The 18822-nt window shown below is 48.5% G+C and carries 9 protein-coding genes; 2 read left to right on the forward strand and 7 right to left on the reverse strand.

What is annotated here, in order from left to right:
• Positions 1–539: 539 nt before the first annotated feature.
• The 6 genes from E5358_RS11915 to E5358_RS11940 all read right to left on the reverse strand — a co-directional run bounded on the left by E5358_RS11915 (position 540) and on the right by E5358_RS11940 (position 12996).
• Positions 540–3005 (reverse strand): TonB-dependent receptor, encoded by a 2466-nt coding sequence (locus tag E5358_RS11915; RefSeq protein WP_168354661.1) that lies wholly within the window; start codon positions 3003–3005, stop codon positions 540–542.
• A gap of 227 nt (positions 3006–3232) precedes the next feature.
• A complete protein-coding gene (locus tag E5358_RS11920) occupies positions 3233–4018 on the reverse strand; it encodes a phosphatase PAP2 family protein (protein ID WP_277821283.1) in 786 nt (261 codons plus the stop codon).
• 448 nt (positions 4019–4466) lie between these two features.
• On the reverse strand, positions 4467–5915 hold the full coding sequence (locus tag E5358_RS11925; RefSeq protein ID WP_135940403.1) for an MFS transporter: 1449 nt from the start codon (positions 5913–5915) through the stop codon (positions 4467–4469).
• A gap of 274 nt (positions 5916–6189) precedes the next feature.
• A complete protein-coding gene (locus tag E5358_RS11930; protein ID WP_422121083.1) occupies positions 6190–7620 on the reverse strand; it encodes a glycoside hydrolase family 28 protein in 1431 nt (476 codons plus the stop codon).
• A gap of 133 nt (positions 7621–7753) precedes the next feature.
• Positions 7754–10243: a bifunctional UDP-N-acetylmuramoyl-tripeptide:D-alanyl-D-alanine ligase/alanine racemase gene (locus tag E5358_RS11935; RefSeq protein WP_422121080.1), complete on the reverse strand. Its 2490-nt coding sequence runs from the start codon at positions 10241–10243 to the stop codon at positions 7754–7756.
• On the reverse strand, positions 10243–12996 hold the full coding sequence (locus tag E5358_RS11940) for a bifunctional fucokinase/fucose-1-phosphate guanylyltransferase (protein ID WP_135940405.1): 2754 nt from the start codon (positions 12994–12996) through the stop codon (positions 10243–10245). Before E5358_RS11940 ends, E5358_RS11935 begins: the two co-directional genes overlap by 1 nt.
• 226 nt (positions 12997–13222) lie before the next feature.
• Here E5358_RS11940 and fucP point away from each other — a divergent pair, with 226 nt between their 5' ends.
• Together fucP and E5358_RS11950 are read left to right on the forward strand one after the other, a co-directional pair.
• Positions 13223–14593, forward strand: a complete 1371-nt coding sequence (gene fucP / locus E5358_RS11945) for an L-fucose:H+ symporter permease (RefSeq protein ID WP_135940406.1) — start codon at positions 13223–13225, stop codon at positions 14591–14593.
• A gap of 83 nt (positions 14594–14676) precedes the next feature.
• Positions 14677–15771, forward strand: coding sequence for a hydroxymethylpyrimidine/phosphomethylpyrimidine kinase (locus E5358_RS11950; protein WP_135940407.1), 1095 nt, complete (start codon positions 14677–14679; stop codon positions 15769–15771).
• 482 nt (positions 15772–16253) lie between these two features.
• On the opposite strand, the gene E5358_RS11955 is transcribed toward E5358_RS11950, so the two are convergent.
• Positions 16254–18701, reverse strand: a complete 2448-nt coding sequence (locus tag E5358_RS11955) for a DUF5686 family protein (protein WP_135940408.1) — start codon at positions 18699–18701, stop codon at positions 16254–16256.
• Positions 18702–18822 lie beyond the last annotated feature (121 nt).

Raw genomic sequence — 18822 nt, forward strand, 5'->3', positions numbered from 1 at the left:
ACAAAAAACGCCGGGAAGAAACTATAAAGGGCGGTATCCTTCACTGAGGATGCCGTCCTTATTTGTTTTCCAATAAGCCACATCAAAACATCTCCGCCTACCGCATTTTGCATGTTTTCTTATAGAACATATCTGCCGTTATGTGTTTTATGCGTACGCAAACCTTGGATAATAAGGTCTACTTCAAAGGCGGACAGTTCACCTTCTTCTAAATATGTAACCAAAATAAAACAATTAGTTGCATATTGTCAGATATATATTGTTTTTTATAACCTCTAAAAGCCAACAAGTGGTAAAACACCATTGGTTTGGCGAAAGGTAACACTTGACCTCCCAAAGTGTGACCTTTCACTAAGTCAAAGGTTACCTTTTAGAATGCAAATCGTTATCTTTCATTATGTCATTCACAGCCGGCAATAGCTCGACTTAAAGCTTATTCTGAAGTCGGACACTAAGGAATATAAACCGAGTGCCACCTTCCACTATGTGAAAGGTGGCACTTTGCTGTATTTAAAAAACATCTTGCCGGCTGTCAACCATTAATGCTGATGCTCTTCACCATAGCCGCCCGTATCGATATGCTGATGACGGTCATGGCTGTGGGTGCTTGTCTTGCCGAAGCTGTAAGTCACTGCCAGACGGAGGGTGCGGCCTCCTGACCATTTGTTTATGGACTGTGTGTAGCCGTTTCCGTAAAGGATTTCCTTGCTCTCCTTGGAGTTGAAGATGTCTTTGCACACGAGCGAGAAGTTCCATGCACCGACTGTCTTGCGCAAACCGGCCTCAACATCCCAGTCAGGCTCCATTGTACCCTGAGCCGTCACCCTGCGTGAGTTGTAGCGACCTGTAGCCTGGAATGCCAAGTCCCATGGCAGGCGCACAGATGCCATGCAGCGAATGTCCCACACAAAGCGGTTCTGCTTGTCACCATGCACCGTGTAGAAATCTCCGTTCAGAGGGTATTCCGTATCCCATGCACCCAAGTGGCTGTTGTAGAGATTGAGTGTCGTGGTGAGCGTGAGACGCCTGAAGAGTGTGTTGCGTGAGATTATCTCCATGCCGATGTTCCTCATGCTCCCGACATTGGCATGACCGTAGTACATTGTGTAAATGCCGGAATTGCCCACCATCGGAGCAAGGAAACTGACATGGCTTATCCTGTCAGGGTTGGAACGCATGTAGCCCGAAACGGAGAGCATGTGCTCATCCCAATTCTTTATGTAGGAAAGTTCCAAAGCATGGCTGAACTCCGGGAGTATGAGCGGATTGCCGAGATGCACTTCCGAAGGGTCGGCGAGGTTCACGAACGTGTTTAGCTGCGGTCCGAAAGGACGGCGTATGCGGCGGGAATAATTCAGTTTCAGTTCATTGTTGCCACGGAACGCCCACCCGATTGACGCTGTCGGGAACAGTGCGAAATCGTTTTTCTTGAACGGTGCCACATCAGCGTCGTTCTGACCGTAGCCAAGCGACCGTGTGCGCACCTGCCACCATTCGCCGCGAAGTCCGGCGGAGAACGTCAGCAGCTCATGATTTCCTGCGACATTGAGGTACAGGGCAGAAATATCCGTGTCATACCTGAACCTGTTATAGAGATTGTCCAATGGCTGCAGATTGTCCTCTGTCTCTCCTTTTGCATAGGAAGCGGGGCTGTTCTCGTGGTTGTAGTTACCTTTATAGCCGGCCTCCAATCGCAGCCAGGGGAGCACAACGTTTGAATAATCGACGGCAGCTTCCCAGTTGCTGATTTTCAAATCCTGATGCTGCCCATGCCAGACGGATTCCTCTCTGCCGTCAGCCCATTCAGCCAACTCGTGGGAATTATTGTCGTTTGGTCCCTGCCATACGTTGTAGCTCACATTCATGTCCAAGGAATGGTCTTTTCCGAAGGAGTGCTTGTATCCGAGGAGGATGTTCGCACCGCGTGTGTCGCCAGTCTCATGCATCCGGTTGACATTGCCAATCCATTGGTTCGGAAGGTTGCTTGAATGGACGGTTGCCGTGTTGCCCCACTTGTGCCCAAGCGTACCTATTGCACTCAGATAGAATGTGTTCTTGTCATTCGGGTTGAAATTGGTGCCAAGGCGCAGGAACATGCCGTTCTCATGCTGCTTGGTGTCGCCGTCGGAATTGAGGAAAGAGCCGTCTGCATAATTGCGGCGCGATGTGGTGCCTCCCGGAGCATGCTGTGTCTTCAGTCCGAGTCCTGCGAAAGATTCAAACTTGCCTTCGTTGTAGTTGATGTTGAAGTTCACGTTTGCCGTGCCACGTGTGTCAACGTTTGCCTCTGCACTTCCGAAATATCCGTGGCGGTGATCCTTTTTCAGGCGGATATTGATGATGCCGGCTGTACCTGCGGAACTGTGCTTTGATGATGGGTTGGTCATTACCTCAATGCTCTCAATGGTCTCGGCAGGAATCTGTCCGAGTATCTGTGCGCGGTTGTCCGCGTTCATGCCCATCTCCTTGCCGTTTATCCAGACAAGGACATCGTCATTGCCACGCAAGGAGATTTCGCCATCACTGTTGACATCGACCGAAGGGACTGACGCGAGAAGCTCATTGGCAGATGCTCCTGTTGCAGCGATGTTGCTGCTGACATTGAACACTCGGCGCTCGGCATTTACCGACATCTGGCTTCTCTGCCCTTTCACCACCACTTCCTGAAGCAGTTTTGAATCCTCGGCAAGCTCTATCTTGCCTATGTTGACTTCCGAATCAGTTACAGTAACCTCACGCTCCTGCGGAACATTGCCTATGCTGCTGACACGGAGTATATACTTGCCGGAAGGTGCGTTCTTGATTACGAACCTGCCGTTTTCATCTGTCAATGTGCCAAATGGAAGAGTTGCCCCTGTTTCCGGATTGACAAGAATAACTGTAGCATAGCTGAGCGACTCTGAAGTACTTTTTTCTACTACCGAGCCTGTTATGTTGCCGTCAGCATATACACTTCCGGCCATCAATAAAGAAAATGCTATCGAAACGGGTAATTTTACTTTCATATTGGTTGTCATTTTGTTTTATCGGTGCAAAGTTACATATTTTTCCATGCAACCCATTTGCAAATATTGCAGGAATGCCAACCGAAAGGGATACCACAGATTCTCCTCATGCGGATTCTTGCTGATTTCAGCAGATTATCCGCATAAATCTTCTGAATCCGCATGAGGAGAGTACAAGTATAGAATGTTTTATGTATGAATATGAAAGACTATTTCAAGGCTTCATCCTAAAATTGCAGGCACATATTCACTCCACATCCTTCGGCAGAATAGTAAGGCAAGGCAACAACATCCATTGACTTGGAGCACCTTGACCTTTTGAAGCATTTGGGATATAGCCAATAGGACATCTTTACACTTAGCATGCCAATACATGCACCGGCGACCACATCATTTATATAATGCCTGTCGTTGTATATCCTCAGATAACCTGTGGCGGCAGCCACGGCATATCCTGCATATCCTATCCATGGTGAAACATCCTTATATTCCTTCCAAAGAAACTCCGCACCCATGAATGCTGTTGCGGTATGTCCGGAGGGATAGGAATTGCGGGCATTACTGTCAGGACGCTTTTCCTTGAAAGTATATTTCATTGTATTGACAAGTATTCCCATTGTCACATAAGACATCGCAAGAAGGACTGTCCTATCGACAAACCGGTGCTTGGCTTTTACTCCACACAAATCCAGACCATAGACAGCCACCATCGGAGCATACTGGCTGTATTCGTCAACCTTGAACTTGTGCTTTCCCCGTGCCGACAAAGCATCCTGGACATGCTCGCGCTGGCGCGTCAGCCATGGGCTGCCGACAAACGCGGAGGTCGCACCGACAACGGCAGTCGGAATTAGCACATCCTTGAGTTTCAAAGAATGGGTGGTGTCTGCAACTGTGTCTGACTTCACCACCATGCACAGACTGTCCATATCTTGCTCTTGTGAAAAAGCAGGACAGTTCAAAAGCAGAGCCGTCGACAGCAGCCCCACTTTCATGGAATAATGATTTCTCATCTACGCTTTTTTTGCGCGCGGACTAAAATTCGATAATACGGGTGTCAAACACAAACACCTCAGAAGCAGACATACAAGAAGCGTGAGCTTCCCTTATCTAACTCTGAGGTATTTGGCGTGACCCGTATAAAAGATAAGTTCCACCCACGCTTAAGCGCAGGCGTTCACTGAACCTATCCGTAATTATACATCTTCTAATCGCCAAATTTTCAGAGTATACGAATAATAGTAAACGCTATTATTAATATGTTATATGAATGTTATTTTATTCTTATATGCTTTTTAATTTAATGGTTATTTGTTTCGTTGTGCAAAGTTAGCTATATTTTCCGAGAATGGCAAGCAATTAAAATATTTTATTTTGATACATTTGGCGTATAAACAAAAAAACACCGACAAGCAAGGAATCCTTGCTTGTCGGCATATATGGAAAATTACAATTAGTTGTTTACTTCATAACCACAGGCTTATACTTAGGTACGAGAGCCTTCATCACCACCCAGCCGATAAGATAAGCGACAGCACAGATGCTGAAGATAATCATGTAACCGGCAGGCTTGCCCTCAAAGCCCATGAACTGGAATGCCGCACCCTGCTTCTCAGCATAAACAAAGAGGTGACCGGAAGCCCAGTTGATGAGCATAGAAGCGATACCACCCGCCATAGAACCGATACCAGTGATTGTGGCAATGGCAGACTTAGGGAACATGTCACCTACCGTAGAGAAGATGTTTGCAGACCAAGCCTGATGACCGGCACCTACAAAACCGATAATCACTGCCGGCCACCATGCGCTGTACTGTCCCATTGGCTGTGCAAAGAGTGCCAGCACAGGGAAGAATGCGAAGATAAGCATGGCGAGCATACGACCCTGATAAGGATTCATGCCCTTCTTCTCGACGAAGAGTTTTGGCAGATAACCGCCAAACATTGAGAGTACGGTAACGATAGCGTACAGTGTGAAGATGAGCGCGATACCCATTGAGGAGTCGGACTTGTAGCCATACTGGTCAGAGAAATATGCCGGAGCCCAGAAGAGGAAGAACCACCATACACCGTCAGTCATAAACTTGCCAAATGCGAAAGACCATGTCTGCTTGTGGCTGAATGCCTCAAGATAGCCCATCTGCTTCTCCTCTGCCTCTGCAGCAGGTGCAGTGCCTTCAGCCTCATCCTGATTGACATAGAGAAGCTCTGCCTCATTGACAAACTTTGACTTTGCCGGCTTGTCATAGACAAACAGCCAAATGCCTGCCCAAACGAAACCAATAGCACCGATAATTACGAATGCCATCTCCCAGCCCATTGCCTTTGCAAGGAGAGGAATGGTGGCAGGAGCAGCAAGAGCACCTACGGATGCACCTGAATTAAAGATAGATGTTGCGAACGCACGGTCTTTCTTTGGGAAATATTCTGCTGTCACCTTGATGGCTGCAGGGAAGTTGCCTGCCTCACCAAGGGCGAGCACGCAGCGGCATGCAAGGAAAGCGTACATGGAGACTGTTGCTATTGTCACGGCAAGGTCACCTGTTGCCTGAATGAGGTCAGCCTTGCTTTCGAGACCATGACCCAACCAACCTTCTGTGAACAGACCGCAACCGGCATGGAGAACAGCACCGAGAGACCAGACTGTAATTGCCCAGAAGTATCCTTTCTTTGTACCCATCCAGTCAACAAATTTGCCGGCAAAGAGGTTGGATATTGCATAGAATATGGAGAAGACGGCTGTAATGTTACCGTAAATCTCGTCATTCCAATGGAACTCCGGTGAGATAAAGTCTTTCCAAGTAAGAGAAAGAACCTGACGGTCCATGTAATTGACTGTTGTTGCGAAGAAGAGCATCGCACACATGACCCAACGCCAGTTGGTCATCTTAGAAGTTTGAATTTGACTCATTTTTGATTATTTAGTTGTTTTTTGATTATGCTTGTTTGTTTTAATCAGTTAGTTTAAATTGCTTTTACGCACACATTTTATGCAAAATTAATGATTTAAATTAATAATAGCGAAAAACAAACCCTATATCGCTCACTGTTTAGAGTTTTTTAACCAAAGGTCAACGATATAGGGGGTATTTTGAAACACTTGCTCATGATTCGCCCACAAGAGACACGCCCATGATAACCAACATGCTGCACAAGTGGGTTTTATATTACTGCAATTCCTGATTCTATTTGCAATAATACTCACCTACAGGCTTATTGTCCTTTGCCTTTACTGTGACATTCTTCTGCTTGATGTTCTTACAGTAGGTCATGTAGCCTGCCTCGTTGGCGGTGATGACAACATTTTCCATTGTCACATCCTTTACAGGCATCTCAGGCAGACCGTTGAAATAGATGGCACGCTGAGCACCACTGCACATGATATTCTTTATATGCAGGTTGCGGAACGAAGGAGTCTTCTCCGTGACAGGCTCGGCAGCTATCTCTGCAGGGCGCTTTGTACCGTCAGGGTTCTCCACCATTACTGTTTTCGAACCATAGTAAAGATTGAAGCGGATGGCGTCGCCGAGGATGTTCACCATGGAAATGTTCTCTATCCAGATGTTCTCTACCACACCGCCACGTCCGCGACAACTCTTGAAGCGCAGACCGATGTCTGTTCCCAAGAATTGGCAGTCAGAGCACTTTATGTTCTTCACGCCGCCACTCATCTCTGAGCCAATGACAAACCCTCCATGACCGGCATATACGGTACAACCGCTTATTATCACGTTCTCGCACGCACGACCACGTTTTCTGCCATGTTCATCCTTACCTGACTTGATGCAGATGCCATCATCGCCAACATCGAAGGTTGTGTTGACTACAATGCAGTTCTTACAAGCGTCAAGGTCAAGTCCGTCGCCATTCTGCGCATAACTTGGGTTACGGATGTCCACACCGTCAATGATGACATTCTCGCAGCATTCAGGATGAACGTTCCATGCCGGTGAGTTTTGGAAGACAACGCCCTCAAGCAACACATTCTTGCACTCATAGAGATTGACCATAATCGGGCGCGGCAAGTCTTCCTTGGCAGGTGCCCACATGGTAGCCCTGCGATAGAATCCGCCCTGCGAGGTTATGCGTTTCCATTGTGCTGGAGTAGTTTTCTCCTGCTTTAGCGGACGCCATACCTCACCATTGCCGTCAATTACGCCACGACCGGTGATGGCGATATTCTTCGCGCCTGTGGCAGAGATAGGGCTCTGCGCTCTCTTTGCCGGGATTCCTTCGTAGGTTGTGTTGACAACAGGATAATCGTTGATGTCAGGCGAGAACAAGAGTGTTGCGCCTTTCTCCAGATGAAGGTTGATGTTGTCTTTCAGCACAATAGGGCCTGTGAGCCACAAACCGCTTGGGATAACGACTTTGCCGCCACCTTTGGCAGCCATTTCGTCAATGGCGCGCTGTATGGCAGCTGTGCATTTGTGCTGTCCGTCGCCTACAGCACCATATTTTACAACCGACACCGTGGCATCAGGGAAGACAGGTCTCTCAATGCGAGGCATGTCGAACGGCAAGCCACGATACAGTTCTTCATACTCATAGCTGCCGGCTATGGCGGACGAAATGCCGCAGCACATCATAATCAGCGCAAGAAGCACTTGTTTCAAATTTCTCATTGTTGTTAGTTTATATAGGATTTATTGTTTTGCCAGAAATCATGTTGCGGACAACACAGCCTTGGTTCGCAAAAGAATACTCATTGCCTTTTGTTTCCCCATGTGCGCATATGGCGATAAGCACCTATTCCTCAAAATATACACGTTTCACCCTGTTGCTTACACCAGTAAGGATTTCATAAGGGATTGTCCCTATAACATCGGAAAGAACTGTCACAGGGAGATTCTGACCAAAAATCTCCACACTGTCGCCCTCCCGGCAATCAATGTCCGTGACATCTATCATTGCCACATCCATACATATATTGCCTACATAGTCAGCCTTCTTTCCGTTCACGAGACAATAGCAATGCCTGTTGCCCAACTGACGGTTCAGTCCGTCAGCATAGCCTATAGGGATTGCAGCTATAAGGCTGTCGCGATCAAGTATTGTCCGGCGGCTATAGCCTACGGAATGTCCGGCAGGAACATTGCGCATTTGGAGGATTGTTGTCTTTAAGGTTGAGACAGTTGACAGCACGGAGTTGTCACGCGGATTGACACCATAGAGTCCCAGTCCGAGGCGGCACATATCCATTTGCCGTTCAGGGAAATGCTCTATTCCGGCAGAGTTGCAGATATGCCGTAATATCTTGTGAGGGAATGCAGCCTGCAACTTACGGCTTCCGGCATCATACAGCGCAAACTGTTCTGCGGAGAAAGCGTCAAAGTCATCACTGTCCGAGCCTACGAAATGGGAGAACACAGAGCGTGGGATGACTGCTTTCTGATGCTGCAGGCGGTCGATGAGTTCATCGATGTCTTTCTCAGGATGAAAGCCGAGGCGGCACATGCCTGTATCAAACTTGATATGCACGGGCCAGTTGGTTATTCCCTCACGCTGTGCGGCATGGACAAGGGCGTCAAGCATTCGGAAAGAATATACTTCCGGTTCAAGGTTATAGTCGAACATAGTCTTGAATGCGGACATCTCCGGATTCATAATCATGATGTTGCATGTTATACCCGCATTCCTCAGTGTCACTCCCTCGTCGGCAACGGCAACGGCAAGATAGTCCACACGATGGTCCTGCAAGGTCTTCGCTACCTCAACAGCACCAGCACCATAGGCATCCGCCTTAACCATGCATACGAGCTTTGTATCAGGATGCATGAACGAGCGGTAACGGTTGTAGTTCTCAACGACAGCATTGAGGTTCACCTCCAGCACTGTCTCATGAACCTTCAGTTCCAATCTGTCCGTGATACGATCAAACTCAAAGATGCGTGCACCTTTTATGAGAATCACCTCATCATGGAGATTGCCGAATGTCTCAGACTTAAGGAACTCATCGGTGGTATTGAAGAATGCACGCAGAATGTCGTTGCTTGCGCCACAAAGCACCGGGGCGAAGCTGTCCTTCAGCACCTTGCCTATTCCTATGAACTTATTAACTCCCCTGCTCTTTATCAGAGAGAGCAATTCTGCCGACAGTTCTTCGTCCGAAAGACCTGTCTGGTATATGTCCGACAATATCAATGTACGGCTACGCCCCTTGCTATCTGGACGGCGTGACATAAAGTCGAGGGCTATGTCCAATGACTTCACATCATTGTTGTATGAGTCATTTATCAGGATGCAACCTCTCTGTCCCTGCTTGACCTCCAGTCGCATGGCGATAGCCTCCAGTTGCGGCATACGCTCTGCCAAAGTCTTTTGGGACATGCCAAGGTAAAGGCATACGGCAGCACACGTTATGGAGTTCTCTATCCCACCCTCATTGATATTCTTGATACAATAATCACCGGCAAAACCATTATATATGTATGAGATTCTTGTCTCATGGTTCTCATCATCAGTCTCCACATTATTTATATATAAGGGAGCGTCAGGGTTTTCCATAGACCATCCGAGGCGGAAGCCTTTGAAATTGCTCTTTCGCATACAGTGGGAGACTGTCGCATCATCAGCATTGTAGACAACAACCTGTGCATCCTTCATTAGGTGGAGTTTCTCCTCACACTTCTCTCTTATAGAGCGGAAATTCTCCTGATGAGCCTGCCCGATATTTGTAAGGACAGCTATCGTAGGCTGGATTATCTCTTGCAGAGCCTGCATCTCACCGACCTGACTGATGCCCGCCTCAAAGATTCCCAGTTCCGTTTGGTTATTAATCATCCATACGGACTGTGGCACACCTATCTGCGAATTGTACGAACGTGGGGAACGTGTGATGCGCTTGTCCTTGAACAGCAGTTGATAAAGCCATTCCTTTACGGTAGTCTTACCATTGGAGCCGGTTATGCCGATTACGGGGATGTCATATTCTTCCCTATGTCGCTCGGCAAGGCGTTGCAACGCCTCAACAGTGTCGGTCACTACAAGGAAATTGGACTTTGGCAAGTCTGTGGGTATGTCATAGTCTCTGTTGACTACGAAATTACGCACTCCCCTATTGTACAAATCAGGAATATACTTGTGTCCGTCACTCCTCTGTGTCTTTATTGCAAAGAACAGTGTCTCCTCCGGAAATGAGAGGGAGCGGGAATCGGTAAGCACAAAGCCGATGTTTGTCTCTGCCGTTCCATACCTATGCGCCCCTATCAGGGTCGTTATCTGAGAAATCGCATACATTATGATCTGCTTACTTGAAGTCCTGTCTCGCTTATTGTCATATCGACAAAACGAGCATTCTTGTTCTGTGGATTCTGCTGCAGACGCTGCTTGATGAGCGCGGCAGCCTCAGGGTCTTTCGCTACCATGTAAAGATAGCCTCCTCCACCTGCACCGGGGAGCTTGTAGCCAAGGCAAAGGTCGTCCACCATGTCCGTCAGCACACGGACTCCGTCAGGGTTAGTGCCGGCATCAATCATTTGGTTTTGCTGCCATGTCTTAGCAACAAGTTCACCCATAAGATTGAAGTTGCCTGCCTGAATAGCCTCATACATGTCGTTGGCATGTTGTTTCATTCCACGCAGCAGGCGCAGTTCCTCGCCATGGTTAAGGAACATTCTTCTGACAATCTCCGCCAACAGTGTCTTTGCCGTACGGGTAATGCCTGTATAATAAAGCAGATGACACGCCTTGTACTCCGGCTGTGTGAAGATAGTCGTAGGCATCCAACGCACCTGAGGGTTCTGCTCAAATCCACGCTCTGTGGTAAGGAGCTTGGCACCATGAAGTATGCCACCGAACTGGTCTTGCCATCCTCCGCCGGTCGTAAGCAACTGTTCAAGCACAAGTGTTCTCCTGCCTATCTCGTTCTTGTCCCAGTTCAGTCCGCAGAAATCATTCAGCGCACCGAGCACTGTCGATGCAAGCACACTGCTTGTTCCCAATCCGCTGCCGGCAGGAATGGCAGAAAGCAATGTCACCTCTATACCACAACCGAAAGCCTCCAGTTGCTGTTCCAGAGAAGTATAAGACTCAACAGAGAATCCCGGCTGGAAACCGCAAAGCACGAGTGCCGCCTTTGGAATGGAGAACGGACTGCCCACATGATGAAAATCCTTCAGTTCCTCGTATGTCGTTATCGTCTCCGACGCACCGAGATCGATACTCCTCATCACAATATGCTTTTCCTTGCAAGGACGGACATACGCCTGGATAGGCTGCTGACCGTTAAGGTCAATGGCGATGTTCACCACAGCACCACCTTCCATAAGGCAGTAAGGAGGAGTATCAGTCCATCCGCCGGCAAGGTCGATGCGCACCGGAGAACGTCCCCATACTATCTGGTCACCATAAACAGACATCTTTGGTGACTGCTTGTCAACAAGCATCGGTTCTGTAAGTCCCTGCTGCAAAAGTTTGAATGCATGCGAATCCCATTCTTTTGCCTTACGGATAAGGTCATCCGTACAAGCAACATTGCCGTTGGCTCTAAGTCGTTCGACCTCGGAACGGAACATAGCATCATGGATACGTGTCAGAAGAGGATTCTTCTCATCTATTTCTTTAGGCAAAGGTATGCCACACTCTGCAAACTCACGTGCAGCATCAAAAAGATTGGTCTGATAGAATACAGAATGCTCATGGTTCTTCGCTATTGCCGCCCAGTTCTTTGCTCTCAGCTGCTTCCTTTGTTCTGCAAGCCTGAGGAGATTGGCAGTGGCAGAGATTCCTTCCGCACTTATCTTCTTTGCCGACTCGAACACAGCCCTGCCCTCCTCGGACAGACCGAGCATAAAGCGCAGGACCTTGCCCATGTCATCAACATTGTCCACAATCGGGAACAAAGGCTCCTGCTGCATCTTTCCTGCAAACTTGTCCTTGTAGCCGTATGGACGCACCACCCATTCTGCCTCCCCCATAGGAACAATGTCAACGCATTGCTCCGGCTTCAGGTATATCTCCCAATCATTCTCCGGAACACCGGTAATGACATTGCAGTTTGTCAATGTCCATTTCTCTCCTACAAAGGAATTCTCTATCCATACATTGGTGTTCTCCTCATTCAGTCTCAACCTTATGTCTGCATTCTGCACAAACATCGAAGGATGAGGCTTACGGTCACGGTGCATAATCTCACGCTGGTCTACCACTATGTTCTGAATTGCCAATGTGGAGGACAACAGTTCCGGTGTTGTGCCATAATGGTAGAACTCTCCACCCGGAAGAGGGAGGATTGCAACAGAGAGTTTCCCCACTTCCTCGTCAGGCTCTGACGGATTTGTTCCCAAAGCACATCCGAACTCACTGTAAAGGTCGTATTCCCTGATACAGAATCCTGCGCCTTCCTCAGCACGGCTCTTGGATTTTAACACCTCCACAGCCCTGTCCGAAAGAATCCAAATGCCTATGTCAACGAGCGAATAATGGTCTTTCTGCACATCATGCAGTGTCTGCAGGGATGGCTTCTGAAGCATGTATTTCAACACATTCGGTGTGTTTCTGTCAGAGATGAACACTCCATGGTCTTTAGCAATATCGTCATTCAGCCACAAGCCATAGCAGACAACATCAGCCTCCGGTATTTCCTGAAGCGGCTTTGTCGCACGAATGAACACGTCTCCACTGACAATCATCGTCTTCAATGATGACGGTGCCTTTGCCATTATACTTTCATACAACGGCAACTGCAACGACAGCAGGTCTTGGGAAAGTCTCTGTCCTCTCTCCCAACGGAACACAGGAATCGGAGTAAGTATCTTTCCGGAAGGGGCATAAGCCGGCAAACGCCTGCTCTGCCCGCCGGCGTGCAAAATAATCTTCTTCTCATTGCGGAAAGACTCCGGACAGCTGTCCAGCACCCATGTTGTTCCGCCTCCCGAACCAAGTTTCTGGTCGACAGGGTCATTTGTACAGAACCACTCGTCAGTTGACAATCCGGTAATATCATGGAAACATCCCACCAAATTTGGTGGCAGAGAAAGCATTTTCTTCATTGACCGTTATATTAGTTGATATTTTCACGCAAAATTAGTAATAATTATTGGAAAAACAAAGGAAAAACACAAAACTTTGCTCTGAGAATCATCATTTTCCGTTTTTCATTTTCCGTTTTTCATTATTATTTATTATCTTTGCAGTCGAACAAAAAAATCAAAACAACAAATAAACTAACTTAAAAAGGTATGTCCTCTCCCATGCAGCACATACCGTCTCAAAACTATGGAAAAGAAAAAGACCGGACTCTTGACATCCAACGGAGTCAGCATGCTTGTGCCATTCATTCTTGTCACAAGCTGTTTTGCATTGTGGGGCTTTGCCAATGACATCACCAACCCTATGGTAAAAGCCTTCTCCAAAATCTTCAGAATGAGCGTCACGGAAGGCTCAATGGTGCAAGTGGCGTTCTATGGCGGATATTTCTGCATGGCATTCCCTGCCGCCATGTTCATACGCAAATATTCCTACAAGGCAGGAATCATGCTGGGACTGGGACTGTACGCTCTCGGAGCACTGCTCTTCTTCCCTGCAAAGATGATAGGAATGTTCCCACCGTTCCTTCTTGCATATTTCATCCTGACTTGCGGACTGTCATTCCTTGAGACATCCTGCAATCCGTACATCCTTACCATGGGACCTGAGGATAACGCAACACGACGCCTCAACATGGCACAGGCATTCAACCCTGTAGGCTCGCTATGCGGAATGTTTGTGGCAATGACATTCATACAGAACCGTCTCAACCCTCTGTCAACGGCAGAGCGTGCCACACTCTCCGACGAGGAGTTTGCGGCACTGCGTGACAGCGACCTCTCCATTCTCATTGGTCCATATCTTGCCATAGGACTGATTATCGTCTGCATGCTCATAGTCTTCGCTTGTGTCAAGATGCCAAAGAACGGTGACCAGAGCCATGACATTAATTTCGGTCCTACCATGCGCCGCCTATGGCACACTCACCATTACCGTGAGGGCGTGCTGGCGCAGTTCTGCTATGTCGGTGCGCAGATTATGTGCTGGACATTCATCATCCAGTATGGCACACGCCTGTTGATGGCAGAAGGCGATTACACTGCCCTTGAACACACCATCGGCGGACTTCTCGGCATCGACACTTCCGGAGCCATGACAGAGAAGAACGCTGAGGTTCTGAGCCAGGGCTACAACATCATTGCCATGGGAAGCCACTGCATCGGACGTTTCGTAGGCACTTACCTGCTCAAATACATCAAACCGGGCAACCTCCTGCGCATCCTCGGCACACTCTCAGCCATCCTCATCATCGGAGCTATAGCAAACACAGGCCGTGCCGGTCTCTATTGCCTTGTGGCAACATCGTTCACAATGTGCGTGATGTTCCCGACAATCTATGGTATCGCACTTGACAAGATGGGCGAAGACGCAAAGTTCGGAGCGGCAGGACTTATCATGGCTATCCTTGGCGGTTCCGTCCTTCCTCCGGTACAGGCGTCTATCATAGACAAGGGAGAACTCTTCGGAATGCCGGCTGTAAACATTTCATTCATCCTGCCATTCATTTGCTTCTGCGTGGTTGCGACATACGGCTACCGTGTGGTAAAGCGGGCAGCATAAGGGTGGTTCCCAAACCATAGCAGAAAGTTCGATTCACGGCAGGTGGGCAAGGCATTGTCCACCTGCATCATAAAAACAGACTATTGCCTAAACATCTTACCCCCATACTGACCATCAACGGTTCTGACAGCACAAGCGGAGCCGGCATACAGGCTGATATAAGGACAATATCAGCCATGGGAGGCATAGCCTTCTCAACAATCACTTCTATCACTTCACAGGACTCACAAGGCATCCACAGCATCCACGACCTGCCGGAAGACATTGTCATCAGCCAATTGAAGGCCTTGCTGAGGGACGTCAGACCCAAAGCGGTGAAGGTGGGAATGATACGCCAGGCAAACGCCATACATGACATAAGGGACGAGATTGTCGGCTGCCGGCATATTGTCAGTGCACCGGGCATCCTGTCCTCCCGTGGCGAGCAACTCATGACGGCTGATGCCGTCAGCGAATATGTACGGCTGCTGTTTCCCATAACAAACACACTAATCCTTAAGTGCAGCGAAGCGGAACTGCTTTTCGGCAGAAGCATAAACACCAACGCTGCAATGTCCGAGACAGCATCGCGCCTGCTTGACATGGGACCACAGGCAGTGTTCCTGCGTGGAGGGCATTGCACGGAAGGGCTGGTGACCGGTCTGCTTGCCATTGCCGGAAGCAAAGAGTCTCCACGGTTCTTCACTTCCCCAAACAGGGAAGGCTGGCAGTTGCATGGTGTCGGAGGAACACTGTCTGCTGCAATAGCGACAAGACTGGCAATGGGGGACAGCATTCCCTCTGCCCTCTCCTCTGCCCACAAGTACATACGTTGCCAAGTGGTCTACTCCGTCAGTTCCACAAGCCACAGCCTTAGACGTATGGAACTTTACAACCGGTTCATGGAGCAGGTGACAACACACTGCAAAGAGTCACGCGACACTTCTTTCTACGCCTCACTGCTAAACATCACTCCACGCTATCTTGCGGAGATAACACGGTATATCACAGGAAACAGCCCGAAGAGCCTCATAGCGGATTACTTGCTGAAAGAAATGGAGGCTGACCTCCTGACCTCAGACAAGACAATACAAGAAATATCCATCGAATACAGTTTCCCTTCACAGGCGTCACTCGCAAAGTTCTTCAAGACGCATAGCGGGAAATCGCCTTCGGACTTCAGGACAGGGAAAAATTAGAAAACTCATGGCATTTTTGCCCTCCATGTTTCGCGCAGAAACACTCACGAGGTAGCAAGCGGCAAAATATCCCACCATTTTCTATTTTTCCGCTATATCTTTATCTATCAGCATATTAGCATCACAAAAGAAAGTCACACGCACAAAAAAGCACTGTAATTCGTTACTAAAAACGGTCGAAAGGTAACGAATTACAGTGCTTTTTTATCCTTATGCACCGAGAAAGGTTACATCTGGCATTGCGAAGGGTAACCTTTCATGCTGCGAAAGGTTACGTTGGGCTATATGAAGTGTCACCTTTCACCTTTGCATGCCTCGTTTTTTACGATTATGATAAATAGGGAGTCAGAAAACTCATGTACTTTCCGGAGTCGGGAAACAGCATGGAACACCGGCTCATGAAGCATCCATCGACATAGCGGAAACATGAGAACGACAACCGAAAGTCCGAAACATGGACAGAACGCATCCACCCTGCATGCTCAGAAATTGAAACGGCAAGAGAAGCGTATGCCACCATGCCTTGAATTGGGCAAACGGCGATACGAGAAGCGGTGGACATAATCAATGTTGAAGACGTTCAGGATGTTGTGTATACCCACCACGCCTTCCACATAAGGCGTGGAGGACAGCAGACTGTGTCCCTCAGGAAAAGCCATCAGTATATTGTCGTTCCAATTTGCAGGCAGTTGGGGATTGTTCTTTGCAGAAAGACCTCCCCACAGCATTCTCAGACTGAAATATTCCTTCCAACGCCAACGGCGTATGAAATCCACGACACCGATAAGGTTACTGTTCATCTCCCATGTAAAAAACAACTGCACATACCTGTCGTTGATAAGCTCGGAAGGCGTGATAAGGCTGAAAGACTCCTCGTCATTGACGTATGACATGTTCGCCTGAGGAGCAAGCAGCAGCGGATAAGGCACTTTGCTCCAAACCACACTGCCTTTCAGGAAAGCACTTGCAAAACCCCAGTCGCCCATGAAAAAGCGCTTGCGTGCTTTTAGTTCTGTAATATGATAGCCGTACTGTCCGCCAAGGAATCCCTTGATGCCCCAAGTGTGCGACAGACCTACCGCCGGAGGGTCGCTGTTTACCGGAAGCTGTCCGCGCAAGGCATCCTGCCTGCCATTCCTCGGGGCATACTCTATGCCGACACTCACCTCAGAAGTGCGCAGGGAACCGTTGTTCCGGGAAACATAATCCGGACTGTAAGTGTCGTAGTCCGTCCATGGCCCTCCTTTGTACACGCCATCGCCATATTCCGAAAGGTTCTTGAACAACAGACCGCCCGTAGCGATGTCATGCTCTGTCTTCACGCCGACCCTGAACCTCATGCCGTTCTTGGCATCACGCTCAATCTCTATCTTCCGGAAATCATAGTACATCAGGTGGGTGTTCTTGTCCCAATGATATGATGAGAAAAGATTGTCCCTGTCAGGATGACTGCTGCGCTCACCGATGTAGCCGATGTCTTTCCTTGCCTCAAGACTTATGTTATAGCAAGGATAGTCATAAGGTGTGTGTGTCTTCGGGATAAAGGAGTATGTCACACGCCCCTGATAGTAATTGTCATGGAAACGGAATCCATGGGCATAGTAGCCTTCAAGGAAAAGATGCCTGCTGAAGCGCGACGTGGTGTGCCCGCCTATCCTCAGGCGCAGGTTGTCAAGGTCGTTGAATGAGACAAGGCTGTTTGTAGGTCCGATGTTGAAAACGCTTGGCACTCCTACCGGAATCTTGTTGTCGACAAAAGCCCTCAGTGTCCTGACAAGCCAGCGTATGCTCTTGATGTCGTCGGCATAACGCAGCATTCGCTGTGCATAGGTCTCATGACGCCTCTCTTCACCTGCCACGGTGTCCGTCACCTCTGTACCACGTCCGTCATAACGTGCCCAGAAACTGTCTGGACGGTACTCTGCCTTGGCATCATATTTCTCTGTCATCCTGCCTTTCAGTTTTCTGCTGTCTATGGAATCGGTGGAATAGTCCGAATATCTTTGGGACTTTATGTAACACAGCCTTCCAATAATGCTCTTCGCCTTCATCTCCACAAGGACATCATTCTGCATCAGTGCACTCTTCCCGTCAGGATGTGTGCCAAACTCCTGCACGACATAAAGATTATCAATTGAGCGTGAGCCGCCGGGCTTCGGCAGCATCAGCTTTATGTGACGCAACCTGAACAGGCTGTCCTTCTCCATAATCATCTCACCGGAGAAACCAAGTTCGCCTTCCTTCGGCGCAAAGAACAAATGCAGGACACTGTCATTGCAACTCACCGGCTCATAGCAATAATGGCTTGTGGCGTCACTCGACAAAGGGGACACCAGACGCTTGCCGTCAATCTTCACCAGACTGTCCATGACATTCACATCGGCATATTTCTCACCGACAAGCACGTTGACCACCGCATCCGTGTAAAGCATCTCATTGGCACCTTCCCTGCGGATGCCACGGACGTATGCCAACTTTCGTGCCGGATTTCTGCGGAGCAGCAAATCCTCAACACGCTCTTCGGTAAGTATAGGCAGCACGAATTTCCCATTGAGACCGCAATGTTCCACAAAATGCTTTATCCACTTGTTGCTCTTGAAAAAACGCTTCCGAGTGTCCAACGGATTGACATCATTGACGGCAATCTCCAGCTTTTCGTAACGTGTGACCTTCTCGTAGGCATGGCTGCGAGACATTCCCAAGCGGCATTCCATAATGGCATTTCTCATGGTCTCCTCCGTAAACCTCATGGAATCCTTCTCCACAGCAACCTGTACAGAATCGACCGCCGGAACCATTCCTGTCGCTATTTCCGTGGAATCGCCATGCATCTTCGGCTGAGACACATCGTGCACAGTCTTGCAGCCATACGCCGAGACAACCACGAAGCATGACATTATGATATATATGGCAATTCCTTTTCGATACATTATGGACAATCGCTTGGCGGAAATCACCTAAGCGGTTGTAAAGGTACGAATAAAATAATGAAACTCAAGTCACATGGCTGTTAAAAAATCATTACCTTACTGCAAATCATCCGATTTGCGC

The organism is Palleniella muris (genome assembly GCF_004792655.1).
In the GTDB taxonomy this organism is placed as follows: domain Bacteria; phylum Bacteroidota; class Bacteroidia; order Bacteroidales; family Bacteroidaceae; genus Prevotella; species Prevotella muris_A.